At 74.9% G+C, this 17,189-nt stretch carries 21 protein-coding genes; 14 read left to right on the top strand and 7 right to left on the bottom strand.

What is annotated here, in order from left to right; translation table 11 throughout:
* Nucleotides 1-113: 113 nt before the first annotated feature.
* From QPK52_RS01215 to QPK52_RS01195, 5 genes are all read left to right on the top strand, one after another.
* The gene (locus QPK52_RS01215; RefSeq protein ID WP_410540151.1) at nt 114-995 is read left to right on the top strand and encodes a glycoside hydrolase family 19 protein; all 882 of its coding nucleotides are present in this window, start codon (nt 114-116) and stop codon (nt 993-995) included.
* A 156-nt stretch (nt 996-1,151) separates the two neighbouring features.
* Nucleotides 1,152-1,565, top strand: coding sequence for a hypothetical protein (locus QPK52_RS01210; RefSeq protein ID WP_410534970.1), 414 nt, complete (start codon nt 1,152-1,154; stop codon nt 1,563-1,565).
* A 154-nt stretch (nt 1,566-1,719) separates the two neighbouring features.
* The gene (locus QPK52_RS01205; RefSeq protein WP_410534969.1) at nt 1,720-2,025 is read left to right on the top strand and encodes a hypothetical protein; all 306 of its coding nucleotides are present in this window, start codon (nt 1,720-1,722) and stop codon (nt 2,023-2,025) included.
* 78 nt (nt 2,026-2,103) lie between these two features.
* Nucleotides 2,104-2,640, top strand: a complete 537-nt coding sequence (locus QPK52_RS01200; RefSeq protein WP_410534968.1) for a DUF1360 domain-containing protein — start codon at nt 2,104-2,106, stop codon at nt 2,638-2,640.
* A gap of 6 nt (nt 2,641-2,646) precedes the next feature.
* Nucleotides 2,647-3,186 (top strand): AAA family ATPase, encoded by a 540-nt coding sequence (locus QPK52_RS01195; protein ID WP_410534967.1) that lies wholly within the window; start codon nt 2,647-2,649, stop codon nt 3,184-3,186.
* A 21-nt stretch (nt 3,187-3,207) separates the two neighbouring features.
* Here QPK52_RS01195 and QPK52_RS01190 read toward each other — a convergent pair whose 3' ends face one another.
* Nucleotides 3,208-4,479: a cytochrome P450 gene (locus QPK52_RS01190; RefSeq protein WP_410534965.1), complete on the bottom strand. Its 1,272-nt coding sequence runs from the start codon at nt 4,477-4,479 to the stop codon at nt 3,208-3,210.
* A gap of 87 nt (nt 4,480-4,566) precedes the next feature.
* A complete protein-coding gene (locus tag QPK52_RS01185; protein ID WP_410534964.1) occupies nt 4,567-4,968 on the bottom strand; it encodes a hypothetical protein in 402 nt (133 codons plus the stop codon).
* A gap of 137 nt (nt 4,969-5,105) precedes the next feature.
* Between QPK52_RS01185 and QPK52_RS01180 the strand changes: the two genes are divergently transcribed.
* Nucleotides 5,106-5,882 carry an alpha/beta hydrolase gene (locus tag QPK52_RS01180; protein WP_410534963.1) on the top strand — a complete coding sequence of 259 codons (777 nt, stop codon included), beginning with the start codon at nt 5,106-5,108 and terminating at the stop codon, nt 5,880-5,882.
* Nucleotides 5,883-5,961: 79 nt separating this feature from the next.
* Complete coding sequence (locus tag QPK52_RS01175; protein ID WP_410534962.1) at nt 5,962-6,441, top strand: hypothetical protein; 480 nt, start codon at nt 5,962-5,964, stop codon at nt 6,439-6,441.
* Between the two features lie 6 nt (nt 6,442-6,447).
* Here QPK52_RS01175 and QPK52_RS01170 read toward each other — a convergent pair whose 3' ends face one another.
* Nucleotides 6,448-7,089: a DedA family protein gene (locus QPK52_RS01170; protein WP_410534961.1), complete on the bottom strand. Its 642-nt coding sequence runs from the start codon at nt 7,087-7,089 to the stop codon at nt 6,448-6,450.
* A gap of 274 nt (nt 7,090-7,363) precedes the next feature.
* Between QPK52_RS01170 and QPK52_RS01165 the strand changes: the two genes are divergently transcribed.
* Nucleotides 7,364-9,019: a glycoside hydrolase family 13 protein gene (locus tag QPK52_RS01165; protein ID WP_410534960.1), complete on the top strand. Its 1,656-nt coding sequence runs from the start codon at nt 7,364-7,366 to the stop codon at nt 9,017-9,019.
* 75 nt (nt 9,020-9,094) lie between these two features.
* Here the strand turns inward: QPK52_RS01165 and QPK52_RS01160 are convergent, their stop codons facing one another.
* Nucleotides 9,095-9,859 (bottom strand): TetR/AcrR family transcriptional regulator, encoded by a 765-nt coding sequence (locus QPK52_RS01160; protein ID WP_410534958.1) that lies wholly within the window; start codon nt 9,857-9,859, stop codon nt 9,095-9,097.
* Nucleotides 9,860-10,001: 142 nt separating this feature from the next.
* On the opposite strand from QPK52_RS01160, the gene QPK52_RS01155 reads away from it, so the two are divergent.
* Both QPK52_RS01155 and QPK52_RS01150 read left to right on the top strand, forming a co-directional pair.
* The gene (locus QPK52_RS01155) at nt 10,002-10,970 is read left to right on the top strand and encodes an ATP-binding cassette domain-containing protein (RefSeq protein WP_410534957.1); all 969 of its coding nucleotides are present in this window, start codon (nt 10,002-10,004) and stop codon (nt 10,968-10,970) included.
* A 64-nt stretch (nt 10,971-11,034) separates the two neighbouring features.
* Nucleotides 11,035-11,760, top strand: a complete 726-nt coding sequence (locus tag QPK52_RS01150) for an ABC transporter permease (protein WP_410540150.1) — start codon at nt 11,035-11,037, stop codon at nt 11,758-11,760.
* Nucleotides 11,761-11,842: 82 nt separating this feature from the next.
* Here QPK52_RS01150 and QPK52_RS01145 read toward each other — a convergent pair whose 3' ends face one another.
* Nucleotides 11,843-13,210 carry a hypothetical protein gene (locus QPK52_RS01145; protein ID WP_410534956.1) on the bottom strand — a complete coding sequence of 456 codons (1,368 nt, stop codon included), beginning with the start codon at nt 13,208-13,210 and terminating at the stop codon, nt 11,843-11,845.
* A gap of 424 nt (nt 13,211-13,634) precedes the next feature.
* On the opposite strand from QPK52_RS01145, the gene QPK52_RS01140 reads away from it, so the two are divergent.
* Nucleotides 13,635-14,000: a hypothetical protein gene (locus QPK52_RS01140; RefSeq protein ID WP_410534955.1), complete on the top strand. Its 366-nt coding sequence runs from the start codon at nt 13,635-13,637 to the stop codon at nt 13,998-14,000.
* 45 nt (nt 14,001-14,045) lie between these two features.
* Here the strand turns inward: QPK52_RS01140 and QPK52_RS01135 are convergent, their stop codons facing one another.
* Nucleotides 14,046-14,216, bottom strand: a complete 171-nt coding sequence (locus QPK52_RS01135) for a hypothetical protein (protein ID WP_177213962.1) — start codon at nt 14,214-14,216, stop codon at nt 14,046-14,048.
* 326 nt (nt 14,217-14,542) lie between these two features.
* Here QPK52_RS01135 and QPK52_RS01130 point away from each other — a divergent pair, with 326 nt between their 5' ends.
* From QPK52_RS01130 to QPK52_RS01120, 3 genes are all read left to right on the top strand, one after another.
* Nucleotides 14,543-15,157: a TIGR03086 family metal-binding protein gene (locus QPK52_RS01130; RefSeq protein ID WP_410534953.1), complete on the top strand. Its 615-nt coding sequence runs from the start codon at nt 14,543-14,545 to the stop codon at nt 15,155-15,157.
* 186 nt (nt 15,158-15,343) lie between these two features.
* Nucleotides 15,344-15,610: a DUF6412 domain-containing protein gene (locus tag QPK52_RS01125; RefSeq protein WP_410540149.1), complete on the top strand. Its 267-nt coding sequence runs from the start codon at nt 15,344-15,346 to the stop codon at nt 15,608-15,610.
* Between the two features lie 105 nt (nt 15,611-15,715).
* Nucleotides 15,716-16,426, top strand: coding sequence for a YidC/Oxa1 family membrane protein insertase (locus tag QPK52_RS01120; protein ID WP_410534952.1), 711 nt, complete (start codon nt 15,716-15,718; stop codon nt 16,424-16,426).
* A 258-nt stretch (nt 16,427-16,684) separates the two neighbouring features.
* Here the strand turns inward: QPK52_RS01120 and QPK52_RS01115 are convergent, their stop codons facing one another.
* Nucleotides 16,685-17,176 (bottom strand): general stress protein, encoded by a 492-nt coding sequence (locus tag QPK52_RS01115; RefSeq protein WP_410534951.1) that lies wholly within the window; start codon nt 17,174-17,176, stop codon nt 16,685-16,687.
* Nucleotides 17,177-17,189 lie beyond the last annotated feature (13 nt).

Here is a 17,189-nt window from a genome sequence, read left to right as displayed (position 1 = left end):
CCGGCGCGAAGCGGATCTGGTCCATACCTTGACTGGTACATACCAAGGCGCTTGAGTGTTCCCGACCAACCCCCCACCCCGGAAGGGAAGTTCAGGTGCTGAGAAAACGCCTCATGGCGGGCCTCGCCGCCTCCGCCCTCGCAGGCGCCCTGGCGGTCGCCCTACCCGCGACCTCCGCCTCCGCCGCCGAGTGTGCGACCCCGTGGAACTCCTCGTCGGTCTACCTCGGCGGGACGACCGTCTCCCACAACGGCCACAACTGGACCGCCCGCTGGTGGACCCAGAACGAGGCGCCCCCCGGCACCTCCGGCGTCTGGAGCGACCAGGGCGCCTGCGGCGGCGGTACGACCCCGCCGCCCACGAACCCGGACCCGTCCGGATTCGTGGTCAGCGAGGCGCAGTTCAACCAGATGTTCCCGAACCGGAACTCCTTCTACACCTACCAGGGGCTGAAGGCCGCCCTGAGCGCCTACCCGGCCTTCGCCGGCACCGGCGGCGACACGGTGAGGAAGCGGGAGGCCGCCGCCTTCCTCGCCAACGTCAGCCACGAGACCGGCGGTCTGGTCCACATCGTGGAGCAGAACACCGCCAACTACCCCCACTACTGCGACAGCAGCCGGCCCTACGGCTGCCCGGCGGGCCAGGCCGCCTACTACGGGCGCGGCCCGATCCAGCTCAGCTGGAACTTCAACTACAAGGCGGCGGGCGACGCGCTGGGCATCGACCTGCTGCGCAACCCCCATCTGGTGGAGCGGGACGCCGCGGTCGCCTGGAAGACCGCCCTGTGGTACTGGAACACCCAGAGCGGCCCGGGCACCATGACCCCGCACAACGCGATGGTGGGCGGGCACGGCTTCGGCGAGACCATCCGCAGCATCAACGGCTCCCTGGAGTGCGGCGGGCGCAACCCCGCCCAGGTGCAGAGCCGGATCGACAAGTACCAGCGGTTCGTCCAGATCCTGGGCACCACCCCGGGCGACAACCTGAGCTGCTGACGGGGGAGTCGGGCCGGAAGGCCGCCGTGCCGCCGCCCGCCGCCGCCCGAGCGGCGGGCGGCGGGCGGCGGCACGGGCTTCTGCGGAAAAACCTTCACCGGAAGGATCCTTCCTACCCCTACCCGCGGACGTGCCCGCCCGGAATACTGCCGGGCCATGACGCTCACGGACGAACGCATCACCGCCGAACGGCTCGAGGAACTGCTTCGCGACGACTCCATCGACATGGCGCACCGGGCCCTGTGGCTGCTGCTGTGGGAGGGAGACCTGCGGGTGCTGGACCTGCTCTCCCTGGAGATCCAGGACGTGGACCTCCGGGCGGGGCGGGTGACCGGGGTCTGCGGCCGGCCGGTGCCCGAGGGCGAGGGGGACATCAGCGAGCGGGCGGCCGGACTGCTGCGCACACTGGTCGGCGACCGGGAGAGCGGCCCGCTGTTCGCCACGGGGAACCGCGCGCTCGGCTGGGAGCAGGTGATGCTGACCGCGGGAGAGCAGGGCCACGCCATCCACGAGTTCCGCGCGGGCGGCAGGCTCCACCGCCGGGAGGAGCCGGCGGCGCACTCCGAGTGAGCCGCTGACGCCGTGGCGCGGGCGCGGTGGACGGCACGGCGCCCGGCGACAGGGGGAGGGGGAGGAGCCCGGGCGGCGGCCCCGGAGCTCCGGGAGCTGCGGAAACCGCGGGGACAAGGGTGTGGGGACGGCCTCCGGGGAAACCCGTACCTCCGTGTCAGTACGCAAGCGATACGCCGTGGCCGCGTCGGGCCGGTGGACCGACGAGGAGGACAACGTCCGGCTTCCCGCGGGCGAGGTGCACGCCTGGGAGCAGGGCATGAACCAGACCGTGTGCGGGCTGTCCCTCAGCCGCTCACGGCTCGACCGCTTCCCGCATGTGACGTGGACCGACGTCATCCCCGAGTCGGGCGGTGCGGCCGACCGCGTGCAGCGGCTGTGCCCGCGGTGCGCCTCGGTCGCGGGGCGGAGAGGGGCCGACGCGCGCCCCCGGTGGCGGCGTACGAACCCCAGGCCCTGACACGGGCGCGCGCCGGGTACGCAGTGCCGGGCGTGAGGCGCGAGGTCTTTTTGCGGACCGGTGACGAGGAGGAGCCGAATGAGTGGTGCCATGGATCAGGCCGCCGAGACGGTGGGGCGGGTCACCGGCGCGGACGAGTACTCCGAGGAGGGGGAGGTCTCCCTGCGCGGACTCGCCACACTGGCGGGCGTCTACGCGACCGGGGCGGGGGTGTTCGCCTGGCGCATGAGGGCGTCGGGCCGGCAGCTGCCCGAGAGGATCCCCCCGCTGGACCTGCTCCTGATGGGGGTCGCCACCTACCGCAGCTCCCGGCTGCTCACCAAGGACAAGGTCACCAGCTTCCTGCGGGCCCCCTTCACCCGCCGCACCGGCAGCCTCCACGGCGCCGAGGTCATGGACGTGCCCCGCGGACACGGGCTGCACCGGTCCATGGGCGAACTGCTGGCCTGCCCCTTCTGCGTGGCGATGTGGATCGCCGGCGGTCTGACGGTGGGCTACGCGACGGCTCCGCGCGCCACCCGCCTGGTCACCTCCTGCCTGAGCAGCGTGGCCCTGTCCGACTGGCTGCAGTACGCCTGGAGCCTGACGCAGCAGAAGGCCGAGGGCGAGGGCTGAGAAGCCGTGGCGGGACCGCCGCGGCCGCCGGCCCCGGGCGAGGGGCCGCGGGCCCGTCCGGAACTGGCCGTGCTGATCGGCCTCCAGGGCTCGGGTAAGACGGCCTTCCGCGTCCGCTGCCTGCCCGCCGAGTACACCGTGGTCAGCAAGGACCTCTTCCCGCGTTCCGCCCGGCACAGGCAGCGGCGGCAGATGCGCATGGTGGAGGAGGCGCTGGAGCGGGGGCGGCCGGTGGTCGTGGACAACACCAACCCCTCGCCGCTGGAGTGGGCTCCCCTGATCGCCGCGGGACGCGCGTACGGGGCGCGGGTGGTGGCGTACTGGTTCCCGCCCGACGTGCCGAACGCCCTGGCGCGCAACGCCGCCCGCCAGGGCAGGGAGCGCGTGCCCGAGGCGGGCTTCTTCGACACCCTCCGGCGGCTGCGCGAACCCCGCCGTTCGGACGGCTTCGACGCGGTGCGGGAGGTGCGGATCGACGGCCGCGGCGGGTTCGAGGTACGGGACGTACCGGACGCGCGGCCGGACGAGGAGGGCCGAGGGGGCTGACGGCCCGGCGGCCGGTCCCGGTCAGCCGGGCGGGCGCACGTTCGCGACGACGAAGCCGCTGCGCGGACGGGATGGGACGCGGCGCAGCGGAATCCGCAGATCCTGCTCGGGCACGTCGTACTCCAGAAGGGAAAGCCGGGCCGACAGAGCCGTCAGCAGCGCCACGGTGACGTCCTCGCCCGGGCACCGGTGGCCCGTGGCGGGGTCGCCGCCGCCCTGCGGGATCAGCTCGTCCCGCTCCGGAGGGCGGTCGAGGAAGCGCCGCGGGTCGAAGGAGTACGGGTCCTCCCACAGCGCGGGGTCGTGGTCCTGCCCGTGGATGTCGAGCAGGACGAGCGCGCCCCGGGGGACGGGCTCGCCCCGCCACGTCAGATCGGCCGCGGCGAGACCGCCGATGAACGGCGCGAACGGATAGAAGCGGCGCACCTCGTGGGCGAACGCCTCCGCGTACGCGCCCCCGAAGCCGTGCCCGGCGCCCGTGCGCGCCTCCTCTGCCAGCCGGGCCCGGTGTTCCGGCCACCGGTGCAGGGCGTGAGCGGCGAAGGCGACGAACCAGCAGACCGCGACGGTGGGGCGCAGCACGTTGAGGATCTCCACCGCGGCCGTCCGCGCGTCGAGCCGCTCGCCGCCGGCGTCGACGTGCCGCGCCACCACCTCCACCACCGAACCCTCCGGCACGCTCGCCGAGCCGTCGCGCACCCCCTCCACGAGGGACGCCAGCCACGCCTCGCGGCGGCGGCGTGCCGACCGGGCGCGCCAGTGGCGCGGGCCCAGGGTGGCGAAGCCGTCCACCATGGCCATCAGGTCGCGGGCGGCGGACTCCGCCTCGGCCTCCTCCAGCGGTACGCCGGCCCACCGGCAGACCGCCCCGGCCAGCACCCGGCTCGCCTCGTCGAACAGCACCACCCGCTCCCGTTCCGCCCACCGGGCGGCCGCCCCGTCCCACGCCGCGGTGACATCGCCGACCAGGCCCGCGATGTTCTGCGGGGACTTCAGCAGCGACAGGAACATCGCCTTCCGCACGCGGTGCGCCTCACCGTCGAGGGTGTGCACCGCGCCGTGCCCGAACAGGGTGCTCTTCACCGGTTCGGGGAGGGCCGGCCCGCGGCGCACATGGCGCTCGTCGTAGACGAAGCGGACCGCCTCCGGCCCGCGCAGGGCCACCGTGGGCTTCCCCAGCAGCCGGGCACGCACCAGGGGGCCCGCGGTGCGGCGCATACGGTCGGGCAGCCAGGCGTAACCCTGGGCGAGCAGGGACAGGGTGCTGTCCGGCAGGAGGCGGGAGAGACTCATGCCGGCCGCGTGCCCCGGCGGACCGGGGTGAAACGGAGGCCGCACCGCCCTCCGGGGCGCGGCGGTGGAACTCCACCCCGGTGGCCGCTACCCGCCTCCGGTGTCCTCGCCGGCCTCCCGGGTCTCCTCGCCGGCCTTCTCCCCGGCCCTCTCCCCGGGCGTGCCGTCCCGGTCGGCGATCCCGGCCGGATCCTCGCCCACGACCGACCTGCCCGGCCGGGCCCGCGCGGGGCCCGCGGGCTGCCCGCCACCGGTGGTGCCGTAGCTCCCGGAGAGGCCCGGCGGCATGTCCGCGTCGGCCTCCTCCCTGCTGATGCGGCGCCTGGCCCGCACATTGGCCCGGCGCTCGCCGTAGGGGTAGTCGAACGGGCGGGACTCGCCGCGCTCGCGCTCGGCCTCCCGGATCTCCCGGACCCTGTCGTCGTCCGGGTTCCACTTCGACGGCGTGTCCCTGCCGGCGTTCCTGCCTGTGTCCTTTTTGTCGGCCATGCGGGGTGCGTACCCCCGGGTGACGCGGGCATGCGCCGTGCCGCCGGGGGTACCACGGCGGCGGGCGGGGGCCGGACGCCCGCCGGGCACGGCGCCCGCCGGAGAGCCGGGCGCCGAAGGCGGAGGAGGGAGCGGAAGTGACCGGGACGGACGGAGAAGAGGGCACGGGCGGCGCCCCGGGTCCGGAGCGGGCCCTCCCCCATCCGGATGTCGGGGAGGACGTGCCGCACGGCCGTCTGTCCGCCCGGCCCTCCGCTTCCCCGCCCGGCTTCGCGGAGGGGGAGCCGGGCACGCACCACCTGGACGGGCGGGCGCTGCTGCGCGTTCCGCCGCCCGCGGGAGCCGGCGCACCGGTGCGGCCGTACTGGCTGGTGGTGGTGCTGCACGGAGCCGGGGGAACGGCGGAGCAGGCGCTGACCTGGCTGCTCCCGCAGGCCGGGTCCGGCCGGCTGCTGCTGCTCGCGCCCCAGGCGGCCGGCTCCACCTGGGATGTCGTCGTCGGCGGCTACGGTCCGGACGTGGCCCGGCTGGACGCCGCGCTGCACGATGTCTTCCGGCGTTTCCCGGTGGACCCGGCGGGGGTGGCGGTGGCGGGCTTCTCCGACGGCGCCTCCTACGCGCTCTCGCTGGGGCTGGCCAACGGGGACCTGTTCGGTGCGGTGCTGGCCTTCTCGCCGGGGTTCATGGCCCCGATGGTCCACCACGGGCGCCCCCGTGTCTTCGTCTCCCACGGCCGGGAGGACCCCGTCCTGCCGGTCGGCGCGTGCAGCCGCCGTCTCGTCCCCGAGCTGATGCGGTCCGGTTACGCGGTCACCTACCGGGAGTTCGGCGGTGGCCACGAGGTGCCGCCCGAGCTGGCCACGGAGGCGCTGCGCTGGTGGGTGGACGGCCCGCCGGCGGCCGCGGAGCCGTGACCGGAGGGCGTGAGCACGGTGGGAGCACGGTGGGAGCATGGTGGGAGTGCCACTGCCGTACCGCATCCGGAGGTGACCGATGGCGTCCCGCTCGCTGGCGGTGTTCGACCTGGACGGGACGCTCGCCGACGTCCGCCACCGCCTGCACTTCCTCGGCGGACGCCGTGACTGGGAGGCATTCTTCGCGGCCGCCCCGGACGACCCGCCGCTGGCCGAGGGCGTCGAACTGGCGCTGGCCGCGGCCGAGGAGCACGAGATCGCCTATGTGACCGGACGGCCGGAACGGTGCCGCCGCGACACCCTCCGGTGGCTGGCCCGGCAGGGCCTGCCGGGCGGACCGCTGCTGATGCGCGGCGTAGGGGACCGCCGCCCGGCCCGCGTCGCCAAGCCCGAACTGCTGCGGAGCCTGGCGCGGGAGCGCGCCGTCGCCGTGGTGGTCGACGACGACCACCAGGTCTGCGACGCCTACGAGGCGGCCGGTTTCACGGTGGTGCGGGCCGGGTGGATGACGGCCGGACCGGTTCTGGAGGAGGCCCAGGAGAAGGAGGGGCGCACCTGAGGCGTCCTACCCGTCGCCGCGGCGGTACCTCACCGTGCGGACGGCGACGAAACCCACGACGGCTGTGACGATGACGGCCACCACGGCCTTGGAGTACATCGAGACATAGCCCGACACGGTGTGCCAGTTCTCCCCGAGCACGTACCCGGTCAGCACGAAGAGGGTGTTCCACAGCAGGCTGCCGAGCGTGGTCAGGGCCAGGAACGTCGTCGCGGGCATGCGCTCGATGCCGGCGGGGACCGAGATCAGACTGCGGAAGACCGGGACCATCCGCCCGAAGAAGACCGCCTTGGTGCCGTGCCTGGCGAACCACGCCTCGGTCCTCTCGATGTCCGAGGGCTTCAGCAGCGGGATCCTCCGGGCGATGGCCAGGGTCCGCTCCCGGCCCAGGAGCGCGCCCGCCCAGTACAGGAGGAACGCCCCGGCCACCGAGCCGAGAGTGGTCCACAGCAGGGCGGCGAAGAGGCTGATGTCGCCGCGGCTGGCGGTGAACCCGGCCAGCGGCAGGATCACCTCGCTCGGCAGCGGGGGGAAGAGGTTCTCCAGGGCGACGGCCAGGCCCGCCCCGGGGGCGCCGAGGGTCTCCATCAGGCCGGTGGCCCAGTTCACCAGGCCGCCGGTCCGCTGTGCTGCCGATACGGCGTTCATCGAATCCTCCGTGGACGCCCCCGCTTCCGGACGGGGGAGGGAGCCAGTGTGCGACCCGGCGCCGTGCGGGGGAGGGCACGGACGGTGTGGGGACGGTTACCCGGGCCTTCCCCGGCGAACCTCGTGACGGGGGCGGCTGAGCCGGATCGGTGAGTCCGGACATCACCGGACATGGCATATGTCACGCGCTCGTATCCCGGGCATTTCTTGACCGTGAACCAAGTGGCGGCCCAATAATTCGGCTTGTCTTGCAAGCAGGATCCGAGAGGCAGCCGTGACACAGAGCACGTCCCGAGGCGACGACGCCGACTGGTGGCGGGAATCCGTCGTCTACCAGATATACGTGCCCAGCTTCGCCGACGCCGACGGGGACGGCATGGGCGACCTGAAGGGGGTCACCGACCGCCTGGGCCACGTCGCAGAGCTGGGCGCGGACGCGGTGTGGCTCACCCCCTTCTACCGCTCGCCCTGGGCCGACGGCGGCTACGACGTCAGCGACTACCGCGACGTCGACCCGCGCCACGGCACCCTGGACGACTTCCGCGAGCTCCTGGAGAGGGCCCACGCCCTGGGCCTGAAGGTCATCGTCGACATCGTCCCCAACCACTGCTCCAGCGAGCACCCCTGGTTCGCCGAGGCGCTGGCCTCCCCGCCCGGCTCGCCCGCCCGCGACCGCTTCGTCTTCATGGACGGCCGCGGCCCGGACGGCGGCGAGCCGCCCTCGGACTGGCAGTCCAAGTTCGGCGGCGGGGTGTGGACCCGGGTGCCGGACGGCCAGTGGTACATGCACATATTCGCCGCCGAGCAGCCCGACCTGAACTGGGAGAACCCCGAGGTGGTCGCCGAGTTCGAGAGCATCCTGCGGTTCTGGCTGGACCTGGGCGTCGACGGTTTCCGCATCGACGTGGCACACGGCATGCGCAAGGACCTCACCCCGCCGCTGCGCGACACCAACGGATCGGACTCCGCCCCCCTCAACGCACCGCCCGAGGGACACGACCACCCCTTCTGGGACCGTGACGAGGTCCACGACATCCACCGGGCCTGGCGGAAGATCCTCGACGAGTACGCTCCGCCCCGGATCGCCGTGGCCGAGGCGGGCGTCAGCCAGGCGCGGCTGCCGCTGTACACCCGGCCCGACGAACTCCACCAGGCGTTCAACTTCCCCTATCTGCGCTGCCCCTGGGACGCCGGCGCCTACCGCGAGGTCATCGGCTCCTCGCTGGAGGGCGCCCGCTCGGTCGGCTCGCTGCCCACCTGGGTGCTGTCCAACCACGACGTGGTGCGCCACCTCAGCCGCCACGCCCTGCCCGCCGGCACCGACACCACCGCCTGGCTGATGTCGGACGGCCGCGAGCCGGCCGCCGACGAGGAGACGGGCCGTCGCCGGGCCCGCGCCGCCGCCCTGCTCACACTGGCGCTGCCCGGCACCGCCTACCTCTACCAGGGGGAGGAACTGGGCCTGCCGGAAGTGGCCGACCTGCCGCGCGAGGCGCTGCGCGACCCGATGTGGGAGCGGACGGGGAACGCCCGCAAGGGCCGCGACGGCTGCCGCGTACCGCTGCCCTGGGAGCGCTCGGGCCCGTCCTGCGGGTTCGGCCCGGGCGGAAGCTGGCTGCCGCAGCCCGACGGCTGGGGCGAGTACTCGGTGGAGGCCCAGACCGGCCGGCCGGACTCCTTCCTGGAGCTGTACCGGACGGCGCTGAAGACCCGCCGCTCCTTCACCGGGGACGAGAGCTTCGCCTGGCTGCCGGCCCGGGACGGTGAGCTGGCCTTCCGCAAGGGTGCCCTGGAGTGCCGGGTCAACCTCTCCGGCGTCCCGCTGCCCCTGCCGCCGTCCGCGGCCGAGCCGCTGCTGGCCAGCGGTGCGTGCGACTGGCGGACGCTGCCGCCGGACACCGCCGTCTGGCTGGACGCCCAGCCGCGCTGACCACCGGACGCCGGCTCCAGCGGACCCCGCCGGGCCGCTGCCGGGGTGCCGCCGGGCCGCTGACGCCGCCGTGCGTCAGCGGCCCGGCGCGTTCCGCGCCCGCACCAGCACCTCGACGCCGTCCAGCAGGCGCTCCAGGCCGAAGGCGAAATCGTCGTCGGGCCCCTCCGGCTGCTCCATGACCCCCGAGGCGAGGAGCGCGGTGACGGCAGGGAAGCGCTCGGGGTCGGTCAGCCTGCCCAGCAGCCGGGTGTAGGAGGCCATCGTCTCCGCCGGGCTGCGGCCCGAGGCCCTGGCGGCGGTCTCGATGTCCGCCGCCAGGGTCGCCTCGTTCCGGACGAAGCCGCTGACCAGCAGGATGACCTGGACCTTCTCGCCCTCGTCCAGCCCGGTGCCGCGCAGGCAGGCCAGGCCCCGCTCCATCCAGGCGACCGAGTTGGGCGTGATGGGCGGCGAGCTGATCGGGATGCGGAGCATCCACAGGTTGCGGTGCAGCACCTCGCGGTGGGAGCGGGCCCAGTGCGCGAGCGCGGCCCGCCAGCCCTCCTCCTCGGGCGAGGGGCCCCGCGGAGGCGGCCCGGAGGCGGTGTCCTCCATGAGGACGAGAAGCTCCTCCTTGGACGCCACGTACCGGTACAGCGACATCGTCGAGACGCCGAGCGCGGCGGCGACTCGGGCCATGGAGACCGCCGCGATCCCCTCGGCGGCGGCGAGTTCGATCGCGGCGCGGACGATCCGGGTCACGCTCAGCCCCGGCCGGGGCCCCTTGCCGGGACGTTCGCGCAGGCCCCAGGCGGTCTCCACGCCGGGAGGCAGGCCGCCGCCGCTGTCCTTCGCCATCTGTCGCGCCCGCCCTCGCCGTATCTCGTGCCCTGCGTCCGGTTGACCGCCATCCTAGGGATGTGTATACCCTACGCAGTAGTGCGTATTGCATACACAGAAGCGCGTAGAGGGTACGCGGAACAAGAGGGGGGAGGCCGCCATGGCCGACGAACCGGTGGTCGAGGCGACCGGTCTGGAGAAGTCCTACGGCCGGGTGAAGGTCCTGGCCGGGGTGGACCTGCGGGTGGCGCGCGGAAGCGTGTTCGCACTGCTGGGGCCCAACGGTGCGGGCAAGACCACCACCGTGCGCATCCTGTCCACGCTGGTGCGCCCCGACGCTGGCCGGGCCCGGGTCGCGGGCTTCGACACGGTGCGCGACCGGCGCGAGGTGCGCCGCCGCATCAGCCTCACCGGCCAGTACGCGGCACTGGACGAGCAGCAGACCGGTGAGGAGAACCTCCGCATGATGGGCCGGCTGTGTGGGCTGACACGGCGCCGGGCCCGCGAGCGCGCCGGGGAACTGCTGGAGCGGTTCGACCTCGCCGGCGCCGCCCGCCGCAGGGCCGGCACGTACTCGGGCGGGATGCGCCGCCGTCTGGACATCGCGGCGGGACTCGTGGGAGACCCCGAGGTCGTCTTCCTCGACGAGCCGACGACCGGGCTCGATCCGCGCAGCCGCCAGACGATGTGGGAACTCGTCGCCGGTCTGGCGGCCGCCGGCACCACGGTCCTGCTCACCACCCAGTACCTGGAGGAGGCCGACCGGCTCGCCGACCGCATCGCCCTCCTCGACGCGGGCCGGGTGGTCGCCGACGGCACCGCCGCCGACCTCAAGAGGCGGGTCGCCGGACGGCGCCTGGACCTCACGCTCAGCGACGCCGCCGCGTACGGGCGGATCGCGGAACTGCTCGGCGGGCGCGCCGTGCACCGCCAACCGGACCGGCTCCTCCTCGGGGTCCCCACCGACGGGAGCGCATCCCACGTGCGGGCGCTGCTGGAGGAGATCGACCCGGAACGGGGCGCGGTGACCCGCTTCACCGTGCACGAGACCACCCTCGACGACGTCTTCCTGGCCCTCACCGGCCGGGCCGCCGCATCCGCCGACCGCAAGGAGCCCGCCGGTGTCTGACCTCACCGCACCCCGTGCCGCCGCGCCCGGGGCCCCGGCCCGCGTCCTGACCCACTCCCTGGTCATGGCCGCCCGCTGCACACGGCTGTCCGCGCGCAACACCGACGCCCTGCTCACCTCGCTGATACTGCCGGTGATGCTGATGCTGGTGTTCGTCTACTTCTTCGGAGGGGCGATCGACACCGGCACCCGGTACGTCACCTATGTCGTCCCCGGGGTGCTGGTGCTGTGCGCCGGTTACGGGGCCGCGGCGACGGCCGTCGGCGTCGCGGGCGACATGGCCGAGGGCGTCGTCGACCGCTTCCGGTCCCTGGACGTCGGCGGCACCTCCTTTCTGGCCGGGCACGTGGCGGCGAGCGCCGCGCGCAACGCCGCCGCCACGGGTGTGGTGCTCGCCGTCGCCCTGGCCATCGGCTTCCGGCCGGAGGCGGGGGCGGCCGGCTGGGCTGCCGCGGCGGGTGTCCTGGCGGCCTACGTCCTGGCCCTGTCCTGGCTGTCCGCCGCGGTGGGCCTGCTCGCGAAGTCCACCGAGGCCGCGAGCGGCTTCACCTTCCTCGTGCTGTTCCTGCCCTACCCGAGCAGTGCCTTCGTCCTCGTGGACACCATGCCGGGCTGGCTCCACGGTTTCGCCGGGAACCAGCCGGTCACCCCGGTCATCGAGTCGCTGCGGGGGCTGCTGCTGGGGCAGCCGGTCGGCGGTGCGCTCTGGCAGGCCCTGGCCTGGTGCGCCGGGATCCTCGCCGTCTCCGTCGCGGCCTCCGGGATGCTCTTCCGCCGCCGTACGGCATGACGCCCCGCACGGCATGACGGTGCGATGTGCCCCGGGCCGGGCCCGGAAGGAGTCCGGCCCGGGGCGCACGGCGGAGGGGCCCTCAGAAATCGCCCCCGCCGCCGAAGCCTCCGCCGAAACCGCCGCCGAAGTCCCCGCCGCCGAAGCCTCCGCCGAAGTCGCCCCCGCCGCCGCCGTCCTCGCCGCCGTGACCCCAGCCGGGTCCGTAGCCGTAGCCCCAGCCGCCCATGCTGCTGCCCAGGACCGTTCCGAAGAGCAGGCCCGGCAGCAGCATCGAGCCGTAGCCGCCGTAGTAGCCGCCCATCCACGGACCGTAGGCCGGGCCGGCGTCCCAGTAGGGCACCCGCTCACCGGTCGCGGTCGGCACGGTCCGCACCGCCGGGTCCAGTCCGTCGTCGAGCCGGGCGGCGTCGGCCGCGCAGACCGGCACCTCGCGGGGCGAGCCGCCCGGGGGCGCCCACTCCGCATCGCGCACCGACGGCCCGTGCCGGGGGTCGAAGAAGCACGGAGGCCGCCGCTGCGGCAGTTCCCGCCCCTCCCGCCGGGCGTCCAGCACGGCCAGGGCGAACCGGCCGTCCTCCAGCGCCTCGGACACCGCCCGCACGTCGCCGGGGCGGCGGGCCGCGTCGGAGGCGTCCTTGGCCTTCTCGTACGCGTCCAGCGCCCGCCGGTAGTCGTCGAGCATCTCCGGGGCGACACCGGGGGCGGAGGGGGAGAAGTCCAGCCGGTCCAGGGCCTCGCCGTAGGAGGTGATGTCCTCCTGGACCGCCGCCCGCACCTGCTCCAGTTCGGCCCGCTCCTCCTCCTGCTGCCGCTTGCGCGAGCGCCGCGTCAGGAACAGGCCGCCGAGCGCGAACACCGCCAGCACGGCCAGGAAGCCCACCAGGACGCCTCCGCCTCCGCCGGTGGTGTCCCGGTCGCCGTAACCGCCTGTGCCGCCGCCGTCGGTGCGCGCGGCCGACTGCACGTCGGTGACGAAGCCGCTGAGGATCCGGTCCGGTTCGCCGGAGTGCTCCCGCAGGTTGCGCTGGGCCAGCTCGCTCGCGGTCGAGCCGGCCAGCACACCGGCGTCCGAGGCCGCGCCGAACTGCGAGCCCAGTGCTACGGCGTACACGCCGGGACGCCCCACCTCCGAGCGCAGCCGGTCGAAGACGGCGTCGCCCCCGTAGGAGGAGTCGGCCGGCAGGACGGCGATGTAGACGGGGACGTCGCCGGCCCGGATCTGCTCGGCGAGCCGGTCGGCCTCGGTCTCGGAGAGCTTGTCGGAGGCGGCCGGATCGACGTAGACGGGATCGTCCCGCAGCGCGGCGGCGACCTCGCCGAGGTCGGTGGCCGCGCGGGCGCCGCCCGCAGGGGTGAGGAGGGCGGTGGCGAGGGCGAGCAGGACGGCCCAGAGCAGAGTCGCCCGCCGCCCCCGGAGTATGTGAGAGATGGGGCGGTTTGTCCTCATGGTGTTCCGCTACCCAGCCGCCGTCCGGTCACCCGGGAACGCCGGGGGAAACTGTGCGGAAGCGCGAGAGGAACCCGGTGTGCGGGAACACTCCAGAGTGGTTTACGGTTGAATCAGATGTGGGTGCCGACGGACGCCGACGCGCCTCTTCCCCCGGGGCGCCGCCTCCCGGGCACCCGCCTCTCAACCGGCCCCGGTCGAGTTCTCCCCCGTCTCGACCGGGGCCTTCCCATCCCTCCACCGGACGCCGACGGGGCCGCGAGCCGCCGGAACGCGGCCGTACCATGGAAGGCGCCCCGGCTGCCCGCCGCCGCGCCGCCGCGGCAGACGACGTGCGGCGGCCGACGGGCGCGGGGCCCGGAACGCCGGCGCCCGGAGGGAGCCCCGCCCGCCCCTCCTCTTCCACCTCTGCACGGAGGCCGCGTTGTCCTCGATCTCGATCGGAACCGCCCGCCACTTCCACCCCAGGGGAACGCCCGGGGACGTCTGCCGCGACCACAACCGCGCCGCCCTGGCCACCGTGGTGGCCGCCGAGGCGCGCCGCAGGGGATACGGGCCGGACCTGAGCGACGAGCAGATCGACGAGTGCGCCGCGCTCGCCGGGCGCAAGGCCCCCTCGCCCACGTCCCGGGAGGCGATCCGGGCGGCCCTCGGGCCGCCGATCACCGCCGACGACGCACCGGAGGCGGTGGCGGCGGCCGTCTTCGGCGCGCTGCCCTCCCACCCGGTGCGCGTGGTCGGACACGACGGCCGGGAATTCTTCCTGGTGCCGCTCCCGGTCACCGCCTGACGGCACCGCCCGGCGCTCCCGGGGCGGGGGCCGGGCGGCCCGGAGTCACTCGGGCCGGCGCTGCGCCTCGCCCGGCTCTCTCCAGTCCAGGACCTCACGGGTCTCGCGCAGTATTCGCTCGGCCGCCTCGCGCGTCTCGGTGGGTACGTCCCCGAGCTCCTCCAGCAGACCCTCGTAGATCGGCGGGTGCTCGGTCCGGGTCGCGGTGGTCGCCATGGTGCGGATCCTTCCTCTCGTTTCACGGGTGCCGTGAGCGACCCGTGGTGCGGCCGTTCGCCGCGCCCAGATCGTTTCACGTGCCGATCGAGCGCCCGCCGCCGCGCCCGCCATCCGGGCACACCCCCTCAGGGCGCGTCCGGCCGGTGGGCGGTGGCGGACCAGCGGGCGGCTACCCGTGGCGGCGGCGGTCATGCCCCGCGCCGGGGAGACGTACGCCACCCATCGCGAGGGCGATGAGTTCCTCGCACCGTGCCGGTCCCCACACCTGCGCGCCCGTACGGGGCCGCGCGAACCGGTGCACCCGTGAGAGGAAGGAACGCGAGATGACCGCGATGCCCGATCTGGAACCCCCGGCCCGGCGAATGGCCCTGGTGCTGGAGGGGGTCGCCGACGGGTGGCTTTCCGCGCCGACACCGTGCGAGGCGGCCACCGTCGGCGATCTGGTCCACCATGTGCTCGGCCTGAGCATCGCCTTCCGGGACGCCGCCCGCAAGGACCTGGGGCCCGCGACCCGGACCGACCCCTCCGCCTCCCGGCCCTCCGCCGCGCTGCTGCCCGCCGACTGGCGCGACGCCGTCCCCAGGGCCCTGGACGGACTCGTCGCGGCATGGCGGGAACCCTCGGCGTGGGAGGGAACCACCCAGGCCGGCGGCGTCACCCTGCCCGCCGCGGTGGCCGGCCGTGTCGCCCTGAACGAACTCCTCATCCACGGCTGGGACATCGCCCGCGCCACGGGCCAGGAGTACGACTGCGACGAGGCGAGCCTGCGGGTGTCGATCGACCTGCTGTCGCAGTCGACGGACGAGGCGGGGAGGGCGGGTGTGTTCGGCCCCGTCGTCGAGGTCCCCGGCGACTCCCCGCTGCTGGACCGCGCCGTGGGACTCAGCGGCAGGAAGCCCTCCTGGAACCCCGGGACCGCTCCGGGGCGTCTGGGCTAGCATCGGTGGCGGCCGGCGCGAGCGGACGGGGCCGCCGGGGAGGGAGCCGCGGGAAGCGGGAAGGGGGAGGCGCACATGCCGTACGGCGGGTCCTCGGGCCTGACGGGTGCCTCCTGTGCGCTGCGGCGGCACATCGCCCTCCCGCCGCCCGCCCTCCTGGTCCCCCCGGTGCTGACGGCGCTGCTGATGCTCCTGACGGGCCTCCAGTCCGCCCACGGCGGTGGTCTGGCGGAGGCGGCCGCGGCCCTGGCCGCCACCGCCGCCGCGGGCACCGCCCTCGCCGTGGCCGCTCTCCTCACCGCGTGCCGCGCCAGGCCCGCCCCGCCCGCGCGCGTCCGCACCGCCCTGCGCGACCGGGAGCGCCGCACCGCCTTCCTGCCGCAGCGCGATCCCGACGCCTCGGGCCGCCCGCGGCCCCGGGCGCCCGGCCGTCCCCTCCCGACGGCCGGGTAGGCGCGGAAGAACCGCGGCGGACCCTTCACCGGGGCCGCGCCCGCACGGCTCGTCACGCCGACGTCTCCTCACTCCGGCACGACGAGACCCCGGGAGGGCTCAGCCATGTCCGCCATCGTCCACCTCTTCGCGCTGCTGGCCGGCGCGCTCGAACCGCTCTTCGCCACCTCCGCGACCGCCGCCGCGATCGTGGTGGCCACCGTGTGCGTACGCGCACTGCTCCACCCTCTGGCCCGGGCCGGGGCGCGGGCGGAGAAGACCCGGGCCTGCCTCGCCCCGCGGGTCGCCGAGCTGAGGAGGCGGCACGGCGCGGACCCCGAGCGGCTGCGGCGCGCCCTGCTGGAACTGCACGCCCGTGAGGGCGTCTCACCGGCGGCGGGCTGCCTGCCGATGCTGGCGCAACTGCCCGTCTTCTTCGTGATGTACCGGCTGTTCACGGCGGAGCGGGTGGGCGGCGAGCCCAACGGACTGCTGGAGGACCGGCTGGGAGCGGCCCCGCTGGGCGGTGTCTACGCCGACGCGCTCGCGGACGGCGGGGTGTTCGGCCCGCAGGGGCTGGTGTACCTCGGCCTGTTCGCGGTGATCGCCGCCGTGGCGACCTGGACGTACCGGCGGGCGCGCACGGCGGCGCTCCCGGCGGAGATGCCCGGAGCGCCGGGCCTGGCGAGGGTCCTGCCGCTGCTCTCCTTCGGCACCCTGGCGACCGCCGCGTTCGTACCGCTGGCCGCCGGCCTCTACCTGGCCACGACCACGGCGTGGACGGCGGCGGAGCGGGCGCTGCTGCACCGCGACCGCGGGGCCGTCGGGGAGGGGTGAGCCGGACGCGGGGCCCCGGCGCCGCCCATGTCCTCGGCACGCGCCCGGCACCGTGGGCGCGTGCGCGTGCCGAGGCTCCTCCCGTGGGGGTGCGGGGGCGCGGGAGGCGGCCAGCAGCCGGTGCGGGGGCCGCCGACGGTCATGTCGTCGAACCACAGGGTGCCGGTCTCGCCGCCGTAGCTCTCCCGGTCCGGCCTCGGACCGGTGAGCCGGGGAGGCCGGCCGGCCCTGCGCGGCCACTGCCCGTCGATGTCGTGGTCATGCCGTGCCCGCCAGCCCCTCGCGCTGGAGGATGCCCCGCGCGTGGTCGGCGTGCCCGCCGCGCACGATGACGTCGTAGCGGGCGGCGGCCAGGGACCGGGTGGAGGAGAAGTCGCGCTGCCCGCCGGTCGCGGCGTGGCCGACGAACCCGAAGACCGCCCCCCACAGCGCGCCGATGAGGATGCCGCCGAGAATCAGCCCGAGCCAGGCGCCGCCGGTGGTGAACAGCCCCACCAGCAGGCCGATGAAGAGCCCGAACCAGGCGCCGCTGGCGGCTCCCATGGCGGCCGCCCGGCCCTTGGTCATCCGCCCGGTGACATGCTCGACCAGGCGCAGGTCGGAACCGACGATGTCGATCTGCTCCACGGGAAAGCGCTCGTCGGAGAGGCGGTCCACGGCGGTCTGGGCCTCCGTGTAGGAGGAGTAGCTGGCCACCGTGTTCCAGGCATCGCTGACCGGATTGACGGAGCTCGGTTCGATGTTGGCCATCTCGTGCTCTCCT

The sequence above is a fragment of the Streptomyces sp. KL2 genome, assembly GCF_046529545.1.
GTDB lineage: Bacteria > Actinomycetota > Actinomycetes > Streptomycetales > Streptomycetaceae > Streptomyces > Streptomyces radiopugnans.
Note: the sequence above shows the minus strand (reverse complement) of the source record. Positions and strands in the feature narration are given on the sequence as shown.